This window comes from Microcoleus sp. S36a_B3 (genome assembly GCF_036700745.1).
Classification (GTDB): Bacteria; Cyanobacteriota; Cyanobacteriia; order Cyanobacteriales; family Microcoleaceae; genus Microcoleus.
On record NZ_JAUBPN010000003.1, the window covers coordinates 176,365 to 191,512 of the forward strand.

Annotated in this window: 12 protein-coding genes; 2 read left to right on the top strand and 10 right to left on the bottom strand. The window is 47.0% G+C overall.

Annotated features, from left to right (window positions below):
- The first annotated feature begins 15 nt into the window (after nt 1–15).
- Nucleotides 16–762 (top strand): urea ABC transporter ATP-binding protein UrtD, encoded by a 747-nt coding sequence (gene urtD / locus QUA01_RS04695; protein WP_333087185.1) that lies wholly within the window; start codon nt 16–18, stop codon nt 760–762.
- Between the two features lie 141 nt (nt 763–903).
- On the top strand, nt 904–1,602 hold the full coding sequence (gene urtE, locus QUA01_RS04700) for an urea ABC transporter ATP-binding subunit UrtE (protein WP_333087187.1): 699 nt from the start codon (nt 904–906) through the stop codon (nt 1,600–1,602).
- A gap of 104 nt (nt 1,603–1,706) precedes the next feature.
- On the opposite strand, the gene QUA01_RS04705 is transcribed toward urtE, so the two are convergent.
- The 10 genes from QUA01_RS04705 to QUA01_RS04750 form a co-directional block, all read right to left on the bottom strand.
- Complete coding sequence (locus tag QUA01_RS04705; protein ID WP_333087189.1) at nt 1,707–2,411, bottom strand: pentapeptide repeat-containing protein; 705 nt, start codon at nt 2,409–2,411, stop codon at nt 1,707–1,709.
- 196 nt (nt 2,412–2,607) lie between these two features.
- Entirely contained in the window at nt 2,608–3,084 is a 477-nt protein-coding gene (locus QUA01_RS04710) for a chemotaxis protein CheW (protein WP_333087191.1), read from the bottom strand.
- A gap of 107 nt (nt 3,085–3,191) precedes the next feature.
- Nucleotides 3,192–5,999, bottom strand: a complete 2,808-nt coding sequence (locus tag QUA01_RS04715) for a hybrid sensor histidine kinase/response regulator (RefSeq protein ID WP_333087193.1) — start codon at nt 5,997–5,999, stop codon at nt 3,192–3,194.
- Nucleotides 6,000–6,061: 62 nt separating this feature from the next.
- On the bottom strand, nt 6,062–6,379 hold the full coding sequence (locus tag QUA01_RS04720; RefSeq protein WP_333087194.1) for a hypothetical protein: 318 nt from the start codon (nt 6,377–6,379) through the stop codon (nt 6,062–6,064).
- Nucleotides 6,376–6,669, bottom strand: a complete 294-nt coding sequence (locus tag QUA01_RS04725; RefSeq protein ID WP_333087196.1) for a type II toxin-antitoxin system RelE family toxin — start codon at nt 6,667–6,669, stop codon at nt 6,376–6,378. Before QUA01_RS04725 ends, QUA01_RS04720 begins: the two co-directional genes overlap by 4 nt.
- A gap of 113 nt (nt 6,670–6,782) precedes the next feature.
- Nucleotides 6,783–12,572 carry a PAS domain S-box protein gene (locus QUA01_RS04730; protein ID WP_333087197.1) on the bottom strand — a complete coding sequence of 1,930 codons (5,790 nt, stop codon included), beginning with the start codon at nt 12,570–12,572 and terminating at the stop codon, nt 6,783–6,785.
- Between the two features lie 266 nt (nt 12,573–12,838).
- Nucleotides 12,839–13,339, bottom strand: coding sequence for a chemotaxis protein CheW (locus QUA01_RS04735; RefSeq protein ID WP_333087198.1), 501 nt, complete (start codon nt 13,337–13,339; stop codon nt 12,839–12,841).
- A 26-nt stretch (nt 13,340–13,365) separates the two neighbouring features.
- On the bottom strand, nt 13,366–13,509 hold the full coding sequence (locus QUA01_RS04740; protein WP_194009636.1) for a hypothetical protein: 144 nt from the start codon (nt 13,507–13,509) through the stop codon (nt 13,366–13,368).
- 374 nt (nt 13,510–13,883) lie between these two features.
- Nucleotides 13,884–14,249 carry a response regulator transcription factor gene (locus tag QUA01_RS04745; RefSeq protein ID WP_333087199.1) on the bottom strand — a complete coding sequence of 122 codons (366 nt, stop codon included), beginning with the start codon at nt 14,247–14,249 and terminating at the stop codon, nt 13,884–13,886.
- 378 nt (nt 14,250–14,627) lie between these two features.
- Nucleotides 14,628–14,834 carry a hypothetical protein gene (locus QUA01_RS04750; protein ID WP_333087200.1) on the bottom strand — a complete coding sequence of 69 codons (207 nt, stop codon included), beginning with the start codon at nt 14,832–14,834 and terminating at the stop codon, nt 14,628–14,630.
- Nucleotides 14,835–15,148 lie beyond the last annotated feature (314 nt).

Sequence of the window (15,148 nt, forward strand, 5' to 3'; positions counted from 1 at the left end):
TTTTCTGACAAATACATGAACCAAAAAGTATTAGAAATCGAAAATTTGACTGTTAGCTTTGATGGTTTCAAAGCCATTAACAATCTGAATTTTAGTATGGATGCGGGCGAACTGCGAGTTATCATTGGCCCCAACGGTGCGGGGAAAACAACTTTTCTCGACTCGATTACCGGGAAGGTGCAGCCGACGGAAGGGCGGGTAATTTTTAAAGGTCGCAATTTACGCAAATTGTCGGAATATCAGATTGCTCGCCTCGGTATTGGCCGCAAGTTTCAGACGCCGCGAGTTTACTTGAATTTAACGCCGAGGGAAAATTTAGAGCTATCTTGCAACGGCAATAAAAATGTATTTCCTACTCTGTTTAAGGGTTCTCCTGTGGCGGAAAAGCGGACGGTTGCTGGTTTGTTAGAAACAATTGGTTTAGTTGCTAAAGCTGATGTTCATGCTGGTTTGCTTTCTCACGGGGAAAAGCAGTGGTTGGAAATTGGGATGTTGGTGGCTCAATCTCCCGATTTGTTGTTGGTTGATGAACCTGTGGCTGGTTTGACTGATGAGGAAACGGCGCTGACTGGAGATTTGCTGATTTCGCTGGCCGAAAGTCATTCGGTGTTGGTGATAGAACACGATATGGAGTTTGTGCGGCAAATTGCTAAAAAGGTGACGGTTTTGCATCAGGGTGCTGTTTTGTGTGAAGGAACGATGGATGAGGTGCAAAATGACGATCGCGTTATTGAAGTATATTTGGGAAAACCAGAAGAGTAGTCAGTTGGCAGTTGGCAGTTGGCAGTTGGCAGTTGTTTGTGGATTATTGGTATTAGCTAATAACCAATAACCAATAACCAATAACCAATAACCAATAACAATAACCAATAACCAATAACCAATAACCAACAGTAAATAATTATGCTGCAAGTTTCTGATTTGAATGTTTATTACGGCGAAAGTCACATTTTGCGCGGTGTCGATTTAAGCGTTAATGCGGGGCAAATGGTTTGTTTGATCGGTCGCAACGGCGTTGGCAAAACTACGATGCTAAAAACGCTGATGGGGTTGCTGCAACCCCGCAGCGGTAAGATTAATTTTGGCGGTGAGTCGATTGTTTCTAAGTTGACTCACCAGCGGGCAAAGTTGGGCATCGGCTACGTGCCTCAAGGGCGGGAAATTATTCCTAGGTTGAGTGTTAAAGAAAATTTGTTTTTGGGTTTGGAAGCGAAACCAGTTGCGGTTAAAAATCCTGAAATTCCTGATGAAATTTTTGATTTGTTTCCGGTTTTGAAGACTATGCTCGATCGCATGGGGGGTGATTTGAGCGGGGGACAGCAGCAGCAGTTGGCGATTGCTAGGGCTTTGATGGGTGAGCCGAAATTGCTAATTTTGGATGAACCGACGGAGGGGATTCAACCGTCTATTATTTTGGATATTGAGGCTGCGGTGCGTCGGGTGATTGCGACTAGGGGTATTTCGGTTTTGTTGGTGGAGCAGCATTTGCATTTTGTGCGGCAAGCTGACTGGTATTATGCTATGCAAAAAGGGGGAATTGTGGCTTCGGGAAGCACTAGCGAATTGAGCGATGAGGTGATTCAGAGGTTTTTGGCTGTTTGATGTCGAATCAATAAGACTCGGCGGTTGAAACCGCAACTACAAAAACGAAGTCCGCCTACGCGGACTCAAGAATGAAGGGGATATTCAAGCTGGATTTAATGTTATTAATTTTTTCGGCCGTCTGGCATTGTTGTACCTCCCATGCTGGCTCTGTCCAAACTGGCTCCGTCGATGTTAGCATTGCGGAGGTTGGCATTTGACAGGTTGGCATCTCTGAGGTCGGCAAATCGTAAATCTGCGCCGTCTAAATTGGTTCCTGTCAAGTTGGCTTTTCTGAGGTTGGTGTTGCTAATTCTTGCTCCGATTAATTCTACTCCGCTTAAGTCGGCGCGAGCAAGATTGGTGTTGACAAAATCTGAAATCTCGAAGCGACTTCCGCTGAGGTTGGCGTCTGATAAATCTGCTCCTGTGACGATCGCATTTTTTAAGCGCAGGTTAACTAATTTTACGGCTCGGAGGTCGCAGCGGACGCAACTTTGAGTTAGCAACAGGGTTTCGACGTTGGCGTTGATTTGGTCAATTTGTTGCTGGGAGAATTTTTCGGCCAATTCTGGGGAGACGTAGCCGAGGTTTTTGGGATCGTCTGCTTTTGGTTGGGGTGTTGGTGTTTGGGGTGTTGGTGGTTGACTTGTTGGGGGTTGACTTGTTGGTGGTTGGGGTATTTGTGGTTGGATGATTTGTGGTTGAGGTGTTTCTGGTTGGGGTGTTGGTGTTTGGGCGATCGCCCTTTGTTGCAGCCCCGCTTGCGGATATTCTAGAGTAGCGGCAAACATTAACAGGGCGATCGACAATCTTGTGATTTTTTTCATAAAAATATTGCAAATAAACCATTAATATTGTATATTATTATCCGCCTTTATGGCAGCATTGTATGATAATAATTGCGTTATATGTGTTTGACATAAAAATATAAAATTGGTTGGTAGTGAGGATTTTAGTCTTTGGATTTTAAAGAAAACTCAACTCCTAATTGCCAACACCTAACATTGATTAGCAGCGGGCGCGCTACATTGAGTTAAATAGATCCAAGTTCAGATAAAAAACTTCGGAACCGTCGGGTGCGCGAATTAATTTTTCTATTACCGGAGGCAGTTGTTGTTGGCGGTACAATTCGGGAATTTCGCAGAAACTTTCTTCGGTAACTTCCAAGATTTTTGGCATATCAGGAATGGGAATTCCCCAGCGATCGCTTTTATTTAAACTGCAAACAATCAGGTAGTTGAAGTCAGCAATACTGCGACTGCTGGGAAATATTTTGGATAAGTTAATCAGGGTAATCAATTCTTCTTGATGTCGCACTAAACTTTGACCGCTATCTAAAAAACCGTAGGGATTAAAGTCTTTGACAACGCGCTGGACTTTTTCAATGGGAACTGCATAATTAACGTTTCCGAGTTCAAAGGAAAGAAGTTTTCGAGGGGGGGTTCTGACAGCACCTTGTTTTTGGCTGCGAAAACGGCGATTGTAATTGGCGTGAGTCATTCGATTTTAGATTGAAGATTAATGAACCGCGAAGGCGCTAAGAACGCAGTACGCGAAGCGGCGCGTAAGCGCTAGGAAGAGGAAGAAGAAGATGCTGTTTGGATTATTTAATGTTTGATTAATTTGGGGATGGCTTCTAAAAGTTGGGCTTCGCTGTAAGGTTTGGTGAAATATTTATTTGCGCCTAATTCCATTGCCATTTGCCGGTGTTTTTCGCCGCTGCGGGAGGTCAGCATGGCTACAGGGATTTTAGCAAACCGCTGGGTCGATCGCATCGATCGCAACAATTCAAATCCATCCATCCGGGGCATTTCAATATCCACAATCGCCAAACTGCAATCAAGACCATTTTGCAGCTTTTCCAAAGCATCCAGCCCGTCCTTAGCCTGTACGACTCGGTAGCGGGCACGAGTCAGCATCAGAGACAGCAACTGCCGAATTGTATAGGAATCGTCCACTACCAAAATCTGGGGTGACTGACTCGAACTCGGTGCCATATGCGGTGTTGTACCGGACACAGGGGCGATCGAACTATTGGCTAACGAAGGTTGACCCACCAAATCATCCACATCCAAAATAGTTACAACTTTGCCGTCCCCCAAAATCGTACTCCCCAAAACCCCGCGAGGCTTGGATAGAGGTGGTGGCAAGGGTTTAACCACAATTTCCTGCTGACCGATCAGCCGTTCCACAGCCACAGCCAGCATTCCTTCACTCGAAGCCAAAACCAAGACAGGAATGTGGTCTTGGGTCAAAGGATCTGGAGAGGGGCCATCGGGCCCTAGGACGCTATATTCGAGCAAATCTTGCATCCTCACCAAACGAATAAATTCCTCCCGCCACCACAGCATAGGCTGATTGCCGGCGGTGTGAACTTCCGAAGCTTTGATGTGGAGAATCTCCTCGACTGCATCCAGCGGTACTGCTATTTTATTACGATCGGTCTTCACCATCAAAGCGTCAGTAATCGACAGCAACAGCGGCAGCTTGATGATAAAGTTTGTACCTTTTCCCAGGCGAGAGTCCACCTTCACCGTTCCCCGCACAGTCCGCAAATTCGTTCGCACCACGTCGAGTCCGACTCCCCGCCCCGAAAGGTCGCTGACCCCTTCTGCGGTGCTAAAACCAGGCCAAAACAGAAAATCGTAGAGTTCAGCAATGGAAAATTCTTGAGCTTGTTCCTCTGTCGCTAAACCCTTGTTGACAACTTTGCGGCGGATGATTTCCGGGTCAATGCCTTTTCCGTCATCGGCGACAGTAATAATAGTTTGGCCGCCTTGGTGGCGGGCTGCTATTTCAATTTGACCGCTGGCGGGTTTGCCGCTAGCTTGCCGAACTTCGGGCATTTCGATGCCGTGGTCGAAGGCGTTTCTCACTAAGTGTATTAAGGGGTCGCGCAAAGCATCAAGCAAACTTTCGTCAATTTTGGTATCTCTTCCCACTAACAGGAGGTTGACATCTTTATCATAAGTGAGACACATATCCCGGAGCGCTCGGGGCAAGTGGTCTACGGCGCGACTGAAACTCACGACTCGCAACTGCATGACGCGGCTGCGGAGTTGTTCGGTAATGCGGCGCAGTTGGTCGGTACTGCGCTCGAATTTCATGGCTAGGAGGTCTAATTTGGTGGCGGATTGTGAAATTGCTTGGGCGGTTTCGATGACTTCTGCGGCTGTAGAGTGGAACTCTGTATAGCGATCCATCTCTAAGATATCGAAGTGAGCATGGGCGATCGAGGATTTGCTATTAGCAATCAGTGGAAATTCTATTTCAGATGCTGCAAGTTTTTGTAATCCCGAATTGCCGTTTCCCCCTCTCCAATCGGCAAAACTCAGTCTGTCGTATTCTTCTCGCAACTGGCCGCCGAATTGGTTCAAATCTACGATACTGCGGCGGATGCGCTTGACTTCGCCGCGCAGTTCGGATTCTTGAAGTTCCAAATTTGTACGGTTGATGACTAATTCTCCGACGAGGTTCACCAATTCTGTTAAGCGTTCTAAGTCTACTCGGATTGTCGGTCTTTGGAGGTTGGGGAGTGGGGGAGTGGGAGATTGGGAGAGGGGGAGATTTGGGGAGGGGGAGATTTGGGGAGGGGTTTCGGATGCTGGTGATTCGTCTGTGGGTGGGGAGATTTGGGGGAGTTCGATCGCCCTTCCTTCCAATAGCTGCAGGCGGGCGGTTTGCAGGTTTTGGGCGATCGCCCAACCCTCGGACTGGAGGCGTTCTAAAGTCAAGTCGGGAAAATCGATCAAATCTCTCAGGGGTGCGGCAACTTTCCCAAAATCCGGCAATTGCAGCATTCCAGCCAAACCGGAGAGTTGATAATAAACCTGGTTGAGGGCGGTAACGCTTTTTGCTAAATCTGCCTCAGAAGCTTGGGAAAGTTCGGTTTCCAGGCGATTGAAGATTGGCGGCAATTCGTGTTCAAAAATCAGTTTTAGGGTTTCCGGGGCTGCCGATCGACTGGCGGCGGGAACTGGTGGCGGTTCTGGCTTGCCGTACTTGGCCTCGAACTGGGCGTGAATTTGGGCGAGATCCTCCAAATTTGACCTTTGATCTGGAGTGCTGACATCTGAGTGATGAATGGATTCGACAGAAATCTTTTTGAGAGTATCCACCCCTTGCAGTAAAACACTTACAGTGGTCTGTTCCAGCGCCAACAAGTCCGTGCGATCGCGCAAAATGACAAAACAGTCCTCTAGGGTGTGAGCCGCCGCCGACACGTTTTGAAAGCCCAACATCGAGCCCGCACCTTTAATCGAGTGAGCCGCCCGAAACATTTCTTTAACTGCTGCTTTTCGCTGTTCCAAATCCGAGGATTCCATCGCCAGCAGGTGCGTCTCCATTGACTGGAGAAACTCGCTGGTTTCTGCGGTAAAAGCATCTATTAATTCGTTTAAATCATCGTCATTCATATATATAGACTAAGACAAGCGGCCAGTAGTTTTGAACTCTTACCGATAACCTCGGTTCTTGGCTAATCGCTTGAACTCAACGAACTTTCTTTCGTTATTTCCGATTGTAAGCCAAGTTGTTGCCGGACTGCTTGCAATGATTTTCCTCTTTTTGCCTTCGGGCGATCGCTTGGAGGCGGCACATCGTCAGCAGAAATAACTGGCTTTTTTAGAGCAGCAAGGAGTTGGTTTAATTCTTCTTGAAGTTCTTCCACTGATTCTCCAAAAGGTGCGGTTTCTTTTTCAGAGCAGGCTGCGATCGCACCTTTATCGTCATAATACACCGTGCGAATTGTGTACCTGCCATCCTCAAAAAATACTCGATAATCCCAGTTCATCATAGTTCTTCCTCTTCTCCTTGAAGTATGTATTTATTCCCCGGCTTGGCAGCTATGCGCTCTATACTGACAATTTTAACTTGCTTGTCAACGTTGTACAAAACGCGATATACCCCCACTCTCAATTCCCATTCTGCTGTATTATTTGGGCGCAGGGGTTTCCGGTTGCGCGTCTCGGTAGTGGGTTCATAACAAAGGTTGGCTTCAATACCGTCAACAATTAGATTCTGTTCGTGTTTCTTAAACCACTGCAAATCCTCAATCGCTTGGTCTGTAAACTCAATCTCAAACACTTCTGAGCCGCACCCTAAAAATATTTATAATACTCATCCATCTTACCATTCATCATCGCACACTGCCAGAATACCTCGAACCCCGACTTCTTCAAGAAGTCGGGGTTCTAAAATTACGAGCGGAAATTCGCCACCGACTTTTGCAATTTTTCAACAGAACCGGACAGATCGTCCAAAGAAGCTTTGACATCCGAACCCTTTTGTGCAGTTGTATTAGCAATCTCGTTGACTTGCTGCATACTGTTAGAAATTTCCTCAGCCGAAACAGTTTGCTTGGCAGATGCGCGAGTAATATTCTGCACCAAAGCATTCATTTCTCGACTAACTTCGATGATAGCATTGAGGTGAGTTTTAGCTTCGCTGGCTAGTTTTGTGCCTTCGACTACCTCCAGCGTTCCCGATTCCATTGCTTTCATCACGCGGCTGATTTCTTCTTGAATTGTACCGACAATTTCCGAGATTTCTTCAGTAGCGCCGGCCGATCGCTCTGCCAACTTCCGCACTTCTTCGGCGACAACCGCAAAACCCAAACCTTGTTCGCCGGCTCTGGCTGCTTCAATCGTAGCATTGAGAGCTAACAAATTCGTTTGGGAAGCAAGTTGAGAAATCGAAGTGACAATTTTGCCGATTTGCTGCGAAGATTCGCCCAAACGCTTCATCATTTTTGAGGTTGAGGCGATCGTCAACCGGAGCTCGTTAATGCCTTCGACAGCGCGATCGACCGCCATACCGCCGACTTCAGCAGTGTGAGAAGACTGCTGGGCGACTGTTTCAGCCCGCACCGAAACATCTCGCACGTCGCGGATCGAATTCACGATCCGCTCGATTTCCCGCATGATGGCAGATATTTTTGTTGCTTGAACTTCCGCTTGTTGGGTGAGTTGGCTGGTATTGGTGATTGACTCGCCGGTGGCAGATGTTACCTGTTCGGCTAAAGTTTGAATTCCCGTTACTACCTTCCGCAAAGAACCGATTAAGAAGTTGAAAGAATCTGCAACAGCACCTAAAACATCGTTGGTAACTTCCGCCCTGACTGTCAAGTCGCCTTGAGCCGCGCCTTTAATTTCTCCCAACAATTTGAGGACTTGTTGAGTCATAGAATCGGCTTCAGCTTTGCGTTCTGCTGCCAATTTTCCTAGCCGTTCTTCTGCTTCTTTGCGCTCGGTGATGTCAAAGCGGATGGCGATATATTTGATTATTGTGCCGCTGGTATCGAAGATTGGGGCGATCGTCGAATCTACCCAATAAAATGAGCCATCTTTGCACCGATTTTTGATTTCTCCTTTCCACACCAAACCGCGCGAAATTGTCATCCACATTTCAGCAAAAAATGCTTTGGGATGGTAGCCGGAATTGACGATCCGGTGGTCGCGGTGCAGGAGTTCTCCCATGCTGTAACCGGAGATTTGAATGAATCTGTCGTTGACGTAGGTAATCATGCCTTTGATGTCAGTTTCGCTGACGATCGCAGCTTCGTCTAGGGCATTTTGTCGCGTTTTGAGTTCTTGCAGCAAGCGTTGCTGTGTCTCGGCAAACTGCTGCATCTGCTCCTGGGATGCTTTTTCCTGGGTGACGTTGCGGCAAACTACTACACCGCCTTTGATCGCTCCCGTTTCGTCTTTGAGCGGGCTGCCGCTAATTTTTATCCACAGGCCCTCCGGCTGGGCTGCATGGCGGGTAAAAAGCTCTACTTCGCGTACTGATTCTCCTCGAATGGCGCGCGCTAAAGGTATGTCGGCGGCGGGATAGGGAGTGACGGTATCGGCCAAAAATAAGCCATATTTTCCCGACCACTCGTCGGGAAGAGTATCCGTTGAACCCAAGCCAAAGATGTTTTCGGCTGCGGGGTTGAATAAAACAAAATTGCCATTTTCGTCGGCAGCAATTATGCCGTCGCCAATGCTGTCTATTAACAGTTGCAAGAGATTGCTTTGACCTCTAAATTTGTCTTCGGAACTCGCTAATTGGGCGGTTGTTTTTTCCAGTTGCACCATCGCGTGTTTACTTTCGGTAACGTCGCGAGCCACTGCATACATGAGCTTTTGTTCGGTTTCCGGTCGCACTTTCCACGACAGCCACCTGTAGGAACCGTCTTTGCAGCGGTAGCGATTTTCAAAAGACTTTGTTTCGGTGCCACCGGCTATTTTTGCAGCTTCTGCTGTGGTTTTTTCGCGATCGTCTGGATGGACGAAATTGATAAAAGGTTGGTCTTGCAGTTCTTCTAGGGTGTAGCCGAGGGTTGTTGCCCAAGCGGGATTGATGCGCTTGAATTTGCCTTCAAAATCTATAATACAAACTAAGTCTAGGGACAGGGTAAAAAATCGCTCGCGCTCTGCTTCGGCTTTTTTGCGATCGGTAATTTCGATCGCCACACCGCCGACACCCATCAGTTTGCCGTCCTCTCCGGCCAAAGGAAAGTAAGAAGCCAGCCAATCTCGGATTACACCCGGTTGATTGACGGTTGTTCCCGATACCTCAATGTTTAAAAATGATTGGTTGTTTGTCAGAACGCTCTCCAAAATCGGCTGCAGAGTATCGACCATTTCGGGCATAACTTCCCTGACGGTTTTGCCGAGGTGTTCGGCAACTGATGGGCCGGTAGTTTCGGCTAATTTCTCGTTGACTTGCACGTAGCGCAATTGGTCGTCAAAGATAAACATGGCGGCCGGGGCGGCTGCAAAAAATGCGTCAAAGCGGGATTGACGCAAAACTAATTCTCGTTCTAGGGCTTTGCGATCGCTAATGTCGCGAGCTTCTGGAATCAGGAGCACGACTTTGCCGCTGTCGTCTACGATCGGTTTGAGGGAGAAGTCCACAGTCATCACAGCACCCCCAGCCACGAGCACGTCGGCTTCGTAGCGGACAAATTCGCCGGCGGCGGCAGAGGCGACGGCAGCTTGCACTTTTTGCTTGGCTTCTGGGGAAATCTGCCACCACAGATTCTCGGCAAACTGCGTGCCCACGAAGTCTTCGCGCCCGAGTCCGGCGGCTGTCATGGCTGTTTGGTTGGCTTCCAAAACGGTGCCGTCTGGTTCTAGTAGCCCGACTAATTGGAACGATTGGTCAAAAATGGCTCGGAACAGTCTTTCGCGATCGCGCAGCTTTTCTTGGGCCCGCTGGCGATCGCTGATGTCTCGCGTCACTGTGGCCAGGCCCACCGCCTCGCCTGTTTCTGGGTTTTTGACGGTAAATAGGGTGAAGTCAACGGGAATGTTTTTGCCTGTTTGAAAGTTTCTAAACTGGAATTCGCCCTGCCAAAAACCGTCTCGCACAGTGGCGGGCAATATCTCTTCTTTGAGGATCTTAGCGTTTTCTGGTGTGAAGAAGTCATACATATTTTTGCTTTTGACTTCTGCAATATTTTGCAATCCGGCGAGCTTAATTCCAGCGGCATTTATGTATGTTGGCTCTCCCTCCATTGTTGCTATGCCGATAAAATCCGAGCTGCTTTCGACAAGCGAAATCAATTTTTTGTTTTCGATCTCAGCCAGCTTGCGCTCTGTAATGTCGTTGTTAATTTCTAAAATTGCCTTGGGTTTTCCCTGTTCGTCTCGCTGCAAAGTCCAGCGGCTGAACACGGTAATTTTGGTTGGGTAATTGGTGGTGTGAATCAGTTCTCCTTCCCAATAATCCTGCTCTTCTAGCTGTGCTGAAATTGATGCTAAAGGTTGGGTAAATCTCGTATCGAACAGAGTGTGAGTAACTTGTCCTAAAGCTTCTTGCTTTTTCCAGCCGTATATTTTTTCAGCGCCTTGGTTCCAGTAATCGATCGTCCCGTCTAGCTCTCGAATAATCAAAGCATCGCTGGCGAGGTCGAGCATTTGCAAGTTTTGCTGCAAGGCTTGTTCCGCGCGCTTGCGGTTGGTGATATTGCGCGCGATCGTTGACATAAATTCAACTTCTCCGCTGTCGGATTTGTGAACAATAATTACTTGAGAAACCGGTATTTCTTCGCCGTCTAAAGTCTGCCAAATTGTCTCGCCGCTCCAAACTCCATCCCGATAAGCTGCGGGGATGGCGACGTTTATAACAGTATCGACACTTTTGGGCGATGTCAGGTCGGAAATGGTGACTTCGGCTAAATTTGCGTCCTCGCCAACTTTTAACATTTCCCTGGCGGCCTGGTTGAGATAAATGGTGTGCTGCTGGGAGTCTGTCATCCCTACCCAGTCTGTTGTGGCTTCTAGGATGGCTTTGAGCCGCAGTAGCTGCTGTTGGGATTCGCGGCTTTCTGTGATATCGCGGGCGAAGCCGAGCATTCCTATAGTATTGCCTTCTGCATCTTTGAGCAGCAATTTCTGGGTGTCGAATACGTGTATTTTGCCGTCGGCTAAGGTGGCGGAGTCGTTGGGGGCCGGCGCGGTTTTGTTGTCGGCGCGGAAGTTTTGGATTTGGTTTTGGGAGTCTGTTTGGGCGTGGGTGTTGCTGAAGATGCGATCGGCCGATATGCCAAGTTCTAAATCATCTTTGCCGATAATTTCTGCTGGAGTTTTGCCGAAGGCGGCGGCGAAACCTGCATTGACTAAGGCGTAGCGGCGGTCTTGATTTTTGACGAAGATGCAGTCTGGGGTGGCGTCAATTACTGTCCGCAGCAAACGTTGGGAATTTTCTACTTTTGCGAGTGTTTGCCGCATTTGTTCTTCCATTTCCACACGCTTGGTGATTTCTCGAATCGCGCAAACGAGGACTTTGCTCCCGGAGGCATCTACAAAGGTAGATTTTTTGACGGAGAAAAACTGGGTATTTCCGGCTGGGTTTGTGATAGTTTCTTGGGTTTCAATGCTCGTATTTGCCAAAAAGACTAATTGATTTTTTTCTTCATATATATCTGCTTCTTCTTTCGGTAAAAAGTCGCGGTAAGCTTTGCCAATTAGTTCTTCTCGGCTGTGGCCGATGTATTGACAAAAGGCATCATTTAATGTTAGCCATCGGTGCTGTTCGTCTTTGACGTAAATCGGGTCGGGGATGGTGTTAAGGATATTGTTTAAAAATTGTTCCGAAGCTTTTAATTGCTCTTGAACAACGGTGCGCTCGCGAATCTCTTGTTGCAATTGGGCGTTAGTTTGCGAAATTTGCTCGGTTCTTTCCTGGACTCGCTGCTCTAGTTCTGCCGTTAGCTGTTTCAAGGCAGCTTCTGTTTGTTTGCGTTTGGTAATTTCGCGGCCTTCTACAAGTATTTGATAGACTTGTCCAGTTTCATCTAACAGGGGTTTTAAGGATAGATCCATTACTATCAACTGGTTATTGAAGCCGGTGATTTCGTATTCTTCCCGCACAAATTGGCCGGTAGAGACTTGTTGAATGTTGGTTTTTATTCGCTGCTGGTTGGTTGGGGATGCTGCCCACCAATGTGTGTGCCAAAATTTCTGTCCCAGCACTTGTGATTCTGGGAAATTGCCTAATTCTAGCGCTGTCCGATTTGCTTCGATCAAAGTACCGTCTGGTTCTAACAATCCGATGATTTGAAAAGCTTGATCGAAGATGGCTTGAAATCGCTGAGTAGTTTGGCTGAGGGCTTGTTCTGTTGCTTTTTTGGACTTGAGAATTTGGGTGGAACCTACTAAGAATTGGTAGCGGTTGGACAAACTCAAAAATGCGATCGCCGGAATGACAGTCATCCAATCGGAGATAGTTTGCGCCACCGGGGAGTGCGGCAGTCCCAAATATTGGGCGGCGTGGCCGCTGTGTCCGAAAGCGCAACTCAAAAATATGCCTGCTGTGACTGTGGCGAAGATGTCAAACCCAAATTGACGGTTTCGCCACAAACCTAAGCTGATCAGGAAGCCGATCGCAAAATAACACAAACAAATGATGCAATTGGCAATCCCAGTTAGCATCGATGGAGAGAAGTCAGGTAATGTGAGGGTGAATGTCGTGGCGATCGAGCTATAGAGAAGTTTCATGATAAAATTTATAGTTGGCAACTCAAATGCGGGCGATGGAACGATCAATTTTAGATTTTAGATTTTAGATTGACTCCATATTCTTCCTTCTTCCTGATGACGTTGGACGTTCGATGGGGGGAGGACAGCACTAATGACTAATGACTTCTTCCATCTTCCATCTTCCATCTTCCATCTTCCGACGGACTTACATCCGTTACATCCGTTACATCCGTTACATAATCCGTTACATCCCGTACATTGCTCGTTGCCGAACTTCCTTCTACTTACCAGCGATCGGAATGGGCGATGGCTTCGACATCGACTATCATGAGCAAGCGTCCGTCGGAATTGTACAAACCTTTCAAAAAAGGAGCTAAGTCAGGGCTGACATCTATCGCCGAGACAGTGCGATCGGGATTTAGAGATAAAACTCCTTCGACGCGGGAGACGGCCAATCCCATCCGCATCTTCGACAATCTCACGTCTCGGGGATCTGGCGCTTCCACCACTAAAATGCGGCTGCTTGGGTGGTGAGTGTCAACCGGTTCGATACCTGCAAACCCTCCGAAGTCTGCGGTTGCTAAGATTTCGCCCCGCAAGTTGGTTAATCCCAGCAAAAAAGGCAGGGTGTTGGGAACCGGGGAAATCGGTTGTTCGCTGAGGGAAAGCACTTCTCGCACAGCCTCTAATTCTATGGCGAACAGACTGCCTCCTTGACCGAAGATAAGAAATTGTTTTGTTCCACTTGTCTGATTCCCCGCTACGGTGGGAGCAGTTGCTTTCATTGTAGATTTTTTGTTTATAGTCTAGCTTACAAATTAGGATTTTGCTTTGCCAGGAAAGGGGAGCATCTCACGAGAGGGCAAAAACCGTCTTTGAGGAGTGCGATCGTCCAGATTCCTAGATTTATACCTATAGCGATCGCTCCGATCGCACTTTGTGTAATAGGGAGCACCTAGTGTTTTGCATTTATAGTACGAGTTTAATATCTCGCCAGCACAATACGCGAGCTCTTGAGGTGCTCGCACGCTCAATAAAAAAAATGTTTTTTGCAAAACACCAGATGCTCCCGTGTAATACCCTGTCCGGTCAATTACCCAAATAAAAAAGGTTAATAATGCGGACTGCATTCCGCATTACTAACCAATGTAAACTCCGTTAATCGACCGGACACGATATTAAATAAATCGCGGATTTGACAATTAATCAACTTGCGATTATTATTAAAAGTAAAAATTTTAAGGAATTGTGAAACCCAGTTTTTTCAAGAAAACGGGGTTTCTAGCTATAATGTTTTTTGTGAGAGCTAATGAAGGCTATATATTGTGTTCATGCCGAAAGCAAGCGCTGCACGATGTTGACGAGTTGCTGAGCTTCAAAGGGTTTGCTGACGTAAGCGTCTGCGCCTAAATCGGTTCCCCAAGCTTTATCAATGTCGGTATTTTTATGAGTACAAAATACTACTGGTAAGTTGGCAGTTGCGCGATCGCCCCGCAATTCTCTGATCACTTCAAATCCGTTCATTCGCGGCATCACTACGTCTAAAACGACAAGATCCGGGGGTTTTTCTCGGATCAGGGCGATCGCTTCTTCGCCGTCGCTAGCCCGGAGCGCGTCCATTCCGGCATCTTGAAGAATGCGGCAGATGATTTCGAGTTCGCTGGGAACATCGTCTACTACTAAAATTTTTGACATAATTCCATACTTCCTTGCTGTTGTTGACAGCCGACAATTCAGGATTGAGAAGCTGGCGCGATGGTTGTTTGGCTGCACCCCGCCAGCGAAAAAATTAATTCACTTCTAAATACAATATAGCCGATCGTACTGCCGCTGCGGGCAGAAAAAAGTTTAGTTAACGAACAATATACAAGATGCAAACGGATTTTGAGGAATTTGGCAATTGGGATTTGGGATTTGAAATTTTCCATTACGAGTTACCCAATTTAAACTTCAATAATTACTCGCAAATTACCGCACTTTTTAGTAACCAGACAGGCTATTAATGAACCCGATCGCTCAAATTCCCAATCCAGCAAAGTTGAGCAGATTTTTAAGTTGTGCCGCGACAGTTTGTTAATCGATTTGGGTAGTGCGGACTCGATAATTCGCAGTTGGTTGTTGGGGAAATCGGGGACTAAATTTAACATCATTTTCCAGAGTTAAAAAAATACTGCCGATTGCCCAAACTTGGGGCGAACAAGCTACAGGATACTGCACGGGGCGATCTACATTAAAATTTGTTGTGCGATAGATATTTGCTGCGGTAGGTTGTGCTGGCAAGTTCTGTTAACTGATAACTTCTTATCGCGCACAGTTAATTTAATAACATTTTAAATATTTAGTCCATAGTACCTAAGATGGAGATTTTCACATCAGCCAATCGCACTTTTTGGCTTTGATTTTGATATAACAGGGCTACTAAACCGCAAACCAGCTTAATTGACTTCTACCGAAAGAAAGAATCCTACGCAATCGAGGTATTTTTCCCAGTAGCATCTTCCCTTAATATCAAAAGTTGTGTAAAATACTGCAGTACAAGGGCTGACGCGCTGGCGATCGCCAAAATCGGCTTTTTCAACTCGCTCGCGCCCACT

Bases quoted from the DNA above. Each gene is read 5' to 3' on its own strand.
- QUA01_RS04730 (WP_333087197.1), bottom strand. From the start codon at position 12,572: ATGAAACTTCTCTATAGCTCGATCGCCACGACATTCACCCTCACATTA.
- QUA01_RS04705 (WP_333087189.1), bottom strand. From the start codon at position 2,411: ATGAAAAAAATCACAAGATTGTCGATCGCCCTGTTAATGTTTGCCGCT.
- QUA01_RS04745 (WP_333087199.1), bottom strand. From the start codon at position 14,249: ATGTCAAAAATTTTAGTAGTAGACGATGTTCCCAGCGAACTCGAAATC.
- QUA01_RS04710 (WP_333087191.1), bottom strand. From the start codon at position 3,084: ATGACTCACGCCAATTACAATCGCCGTTTTCGCAGCCAAAAACAAGGT.
- urtE (WP_333087187.1), top strand. From the start codon at position 904: ATGCTGCAAGTTTCTGATTTGAATGTTTATTACGGCGAAAGTCACATT.
- urtD (WP_333087185.1), top strand. From the start codon at position 16: ATGAACCAAAAAGTATTAGAAATCGAAAATTTGACTGTTAGCTTTGAT.
- QUA01_RS04715 (WP_333087193.1), bottom strand. From the start codon at position 5,999: ATGAATGACGATGATTTAAACGAATTAATAGATGCTTTTACCGCAGAA.
- QUA01_RS04720 (WP_333087194.1), bottom strand. From the start codon at position 6,379: ATGATGAACTGGGATTATCGAGTATTTTTTGAGGATGGCAGGTACACA.
- QUA01_RS04735 (WP_333087198.1), bottom strand. From the start codon at position 13,339: ATGAAAGCAACTGCTCCCACCGTAGCGGGGAATCAGACAAGTGGAACA.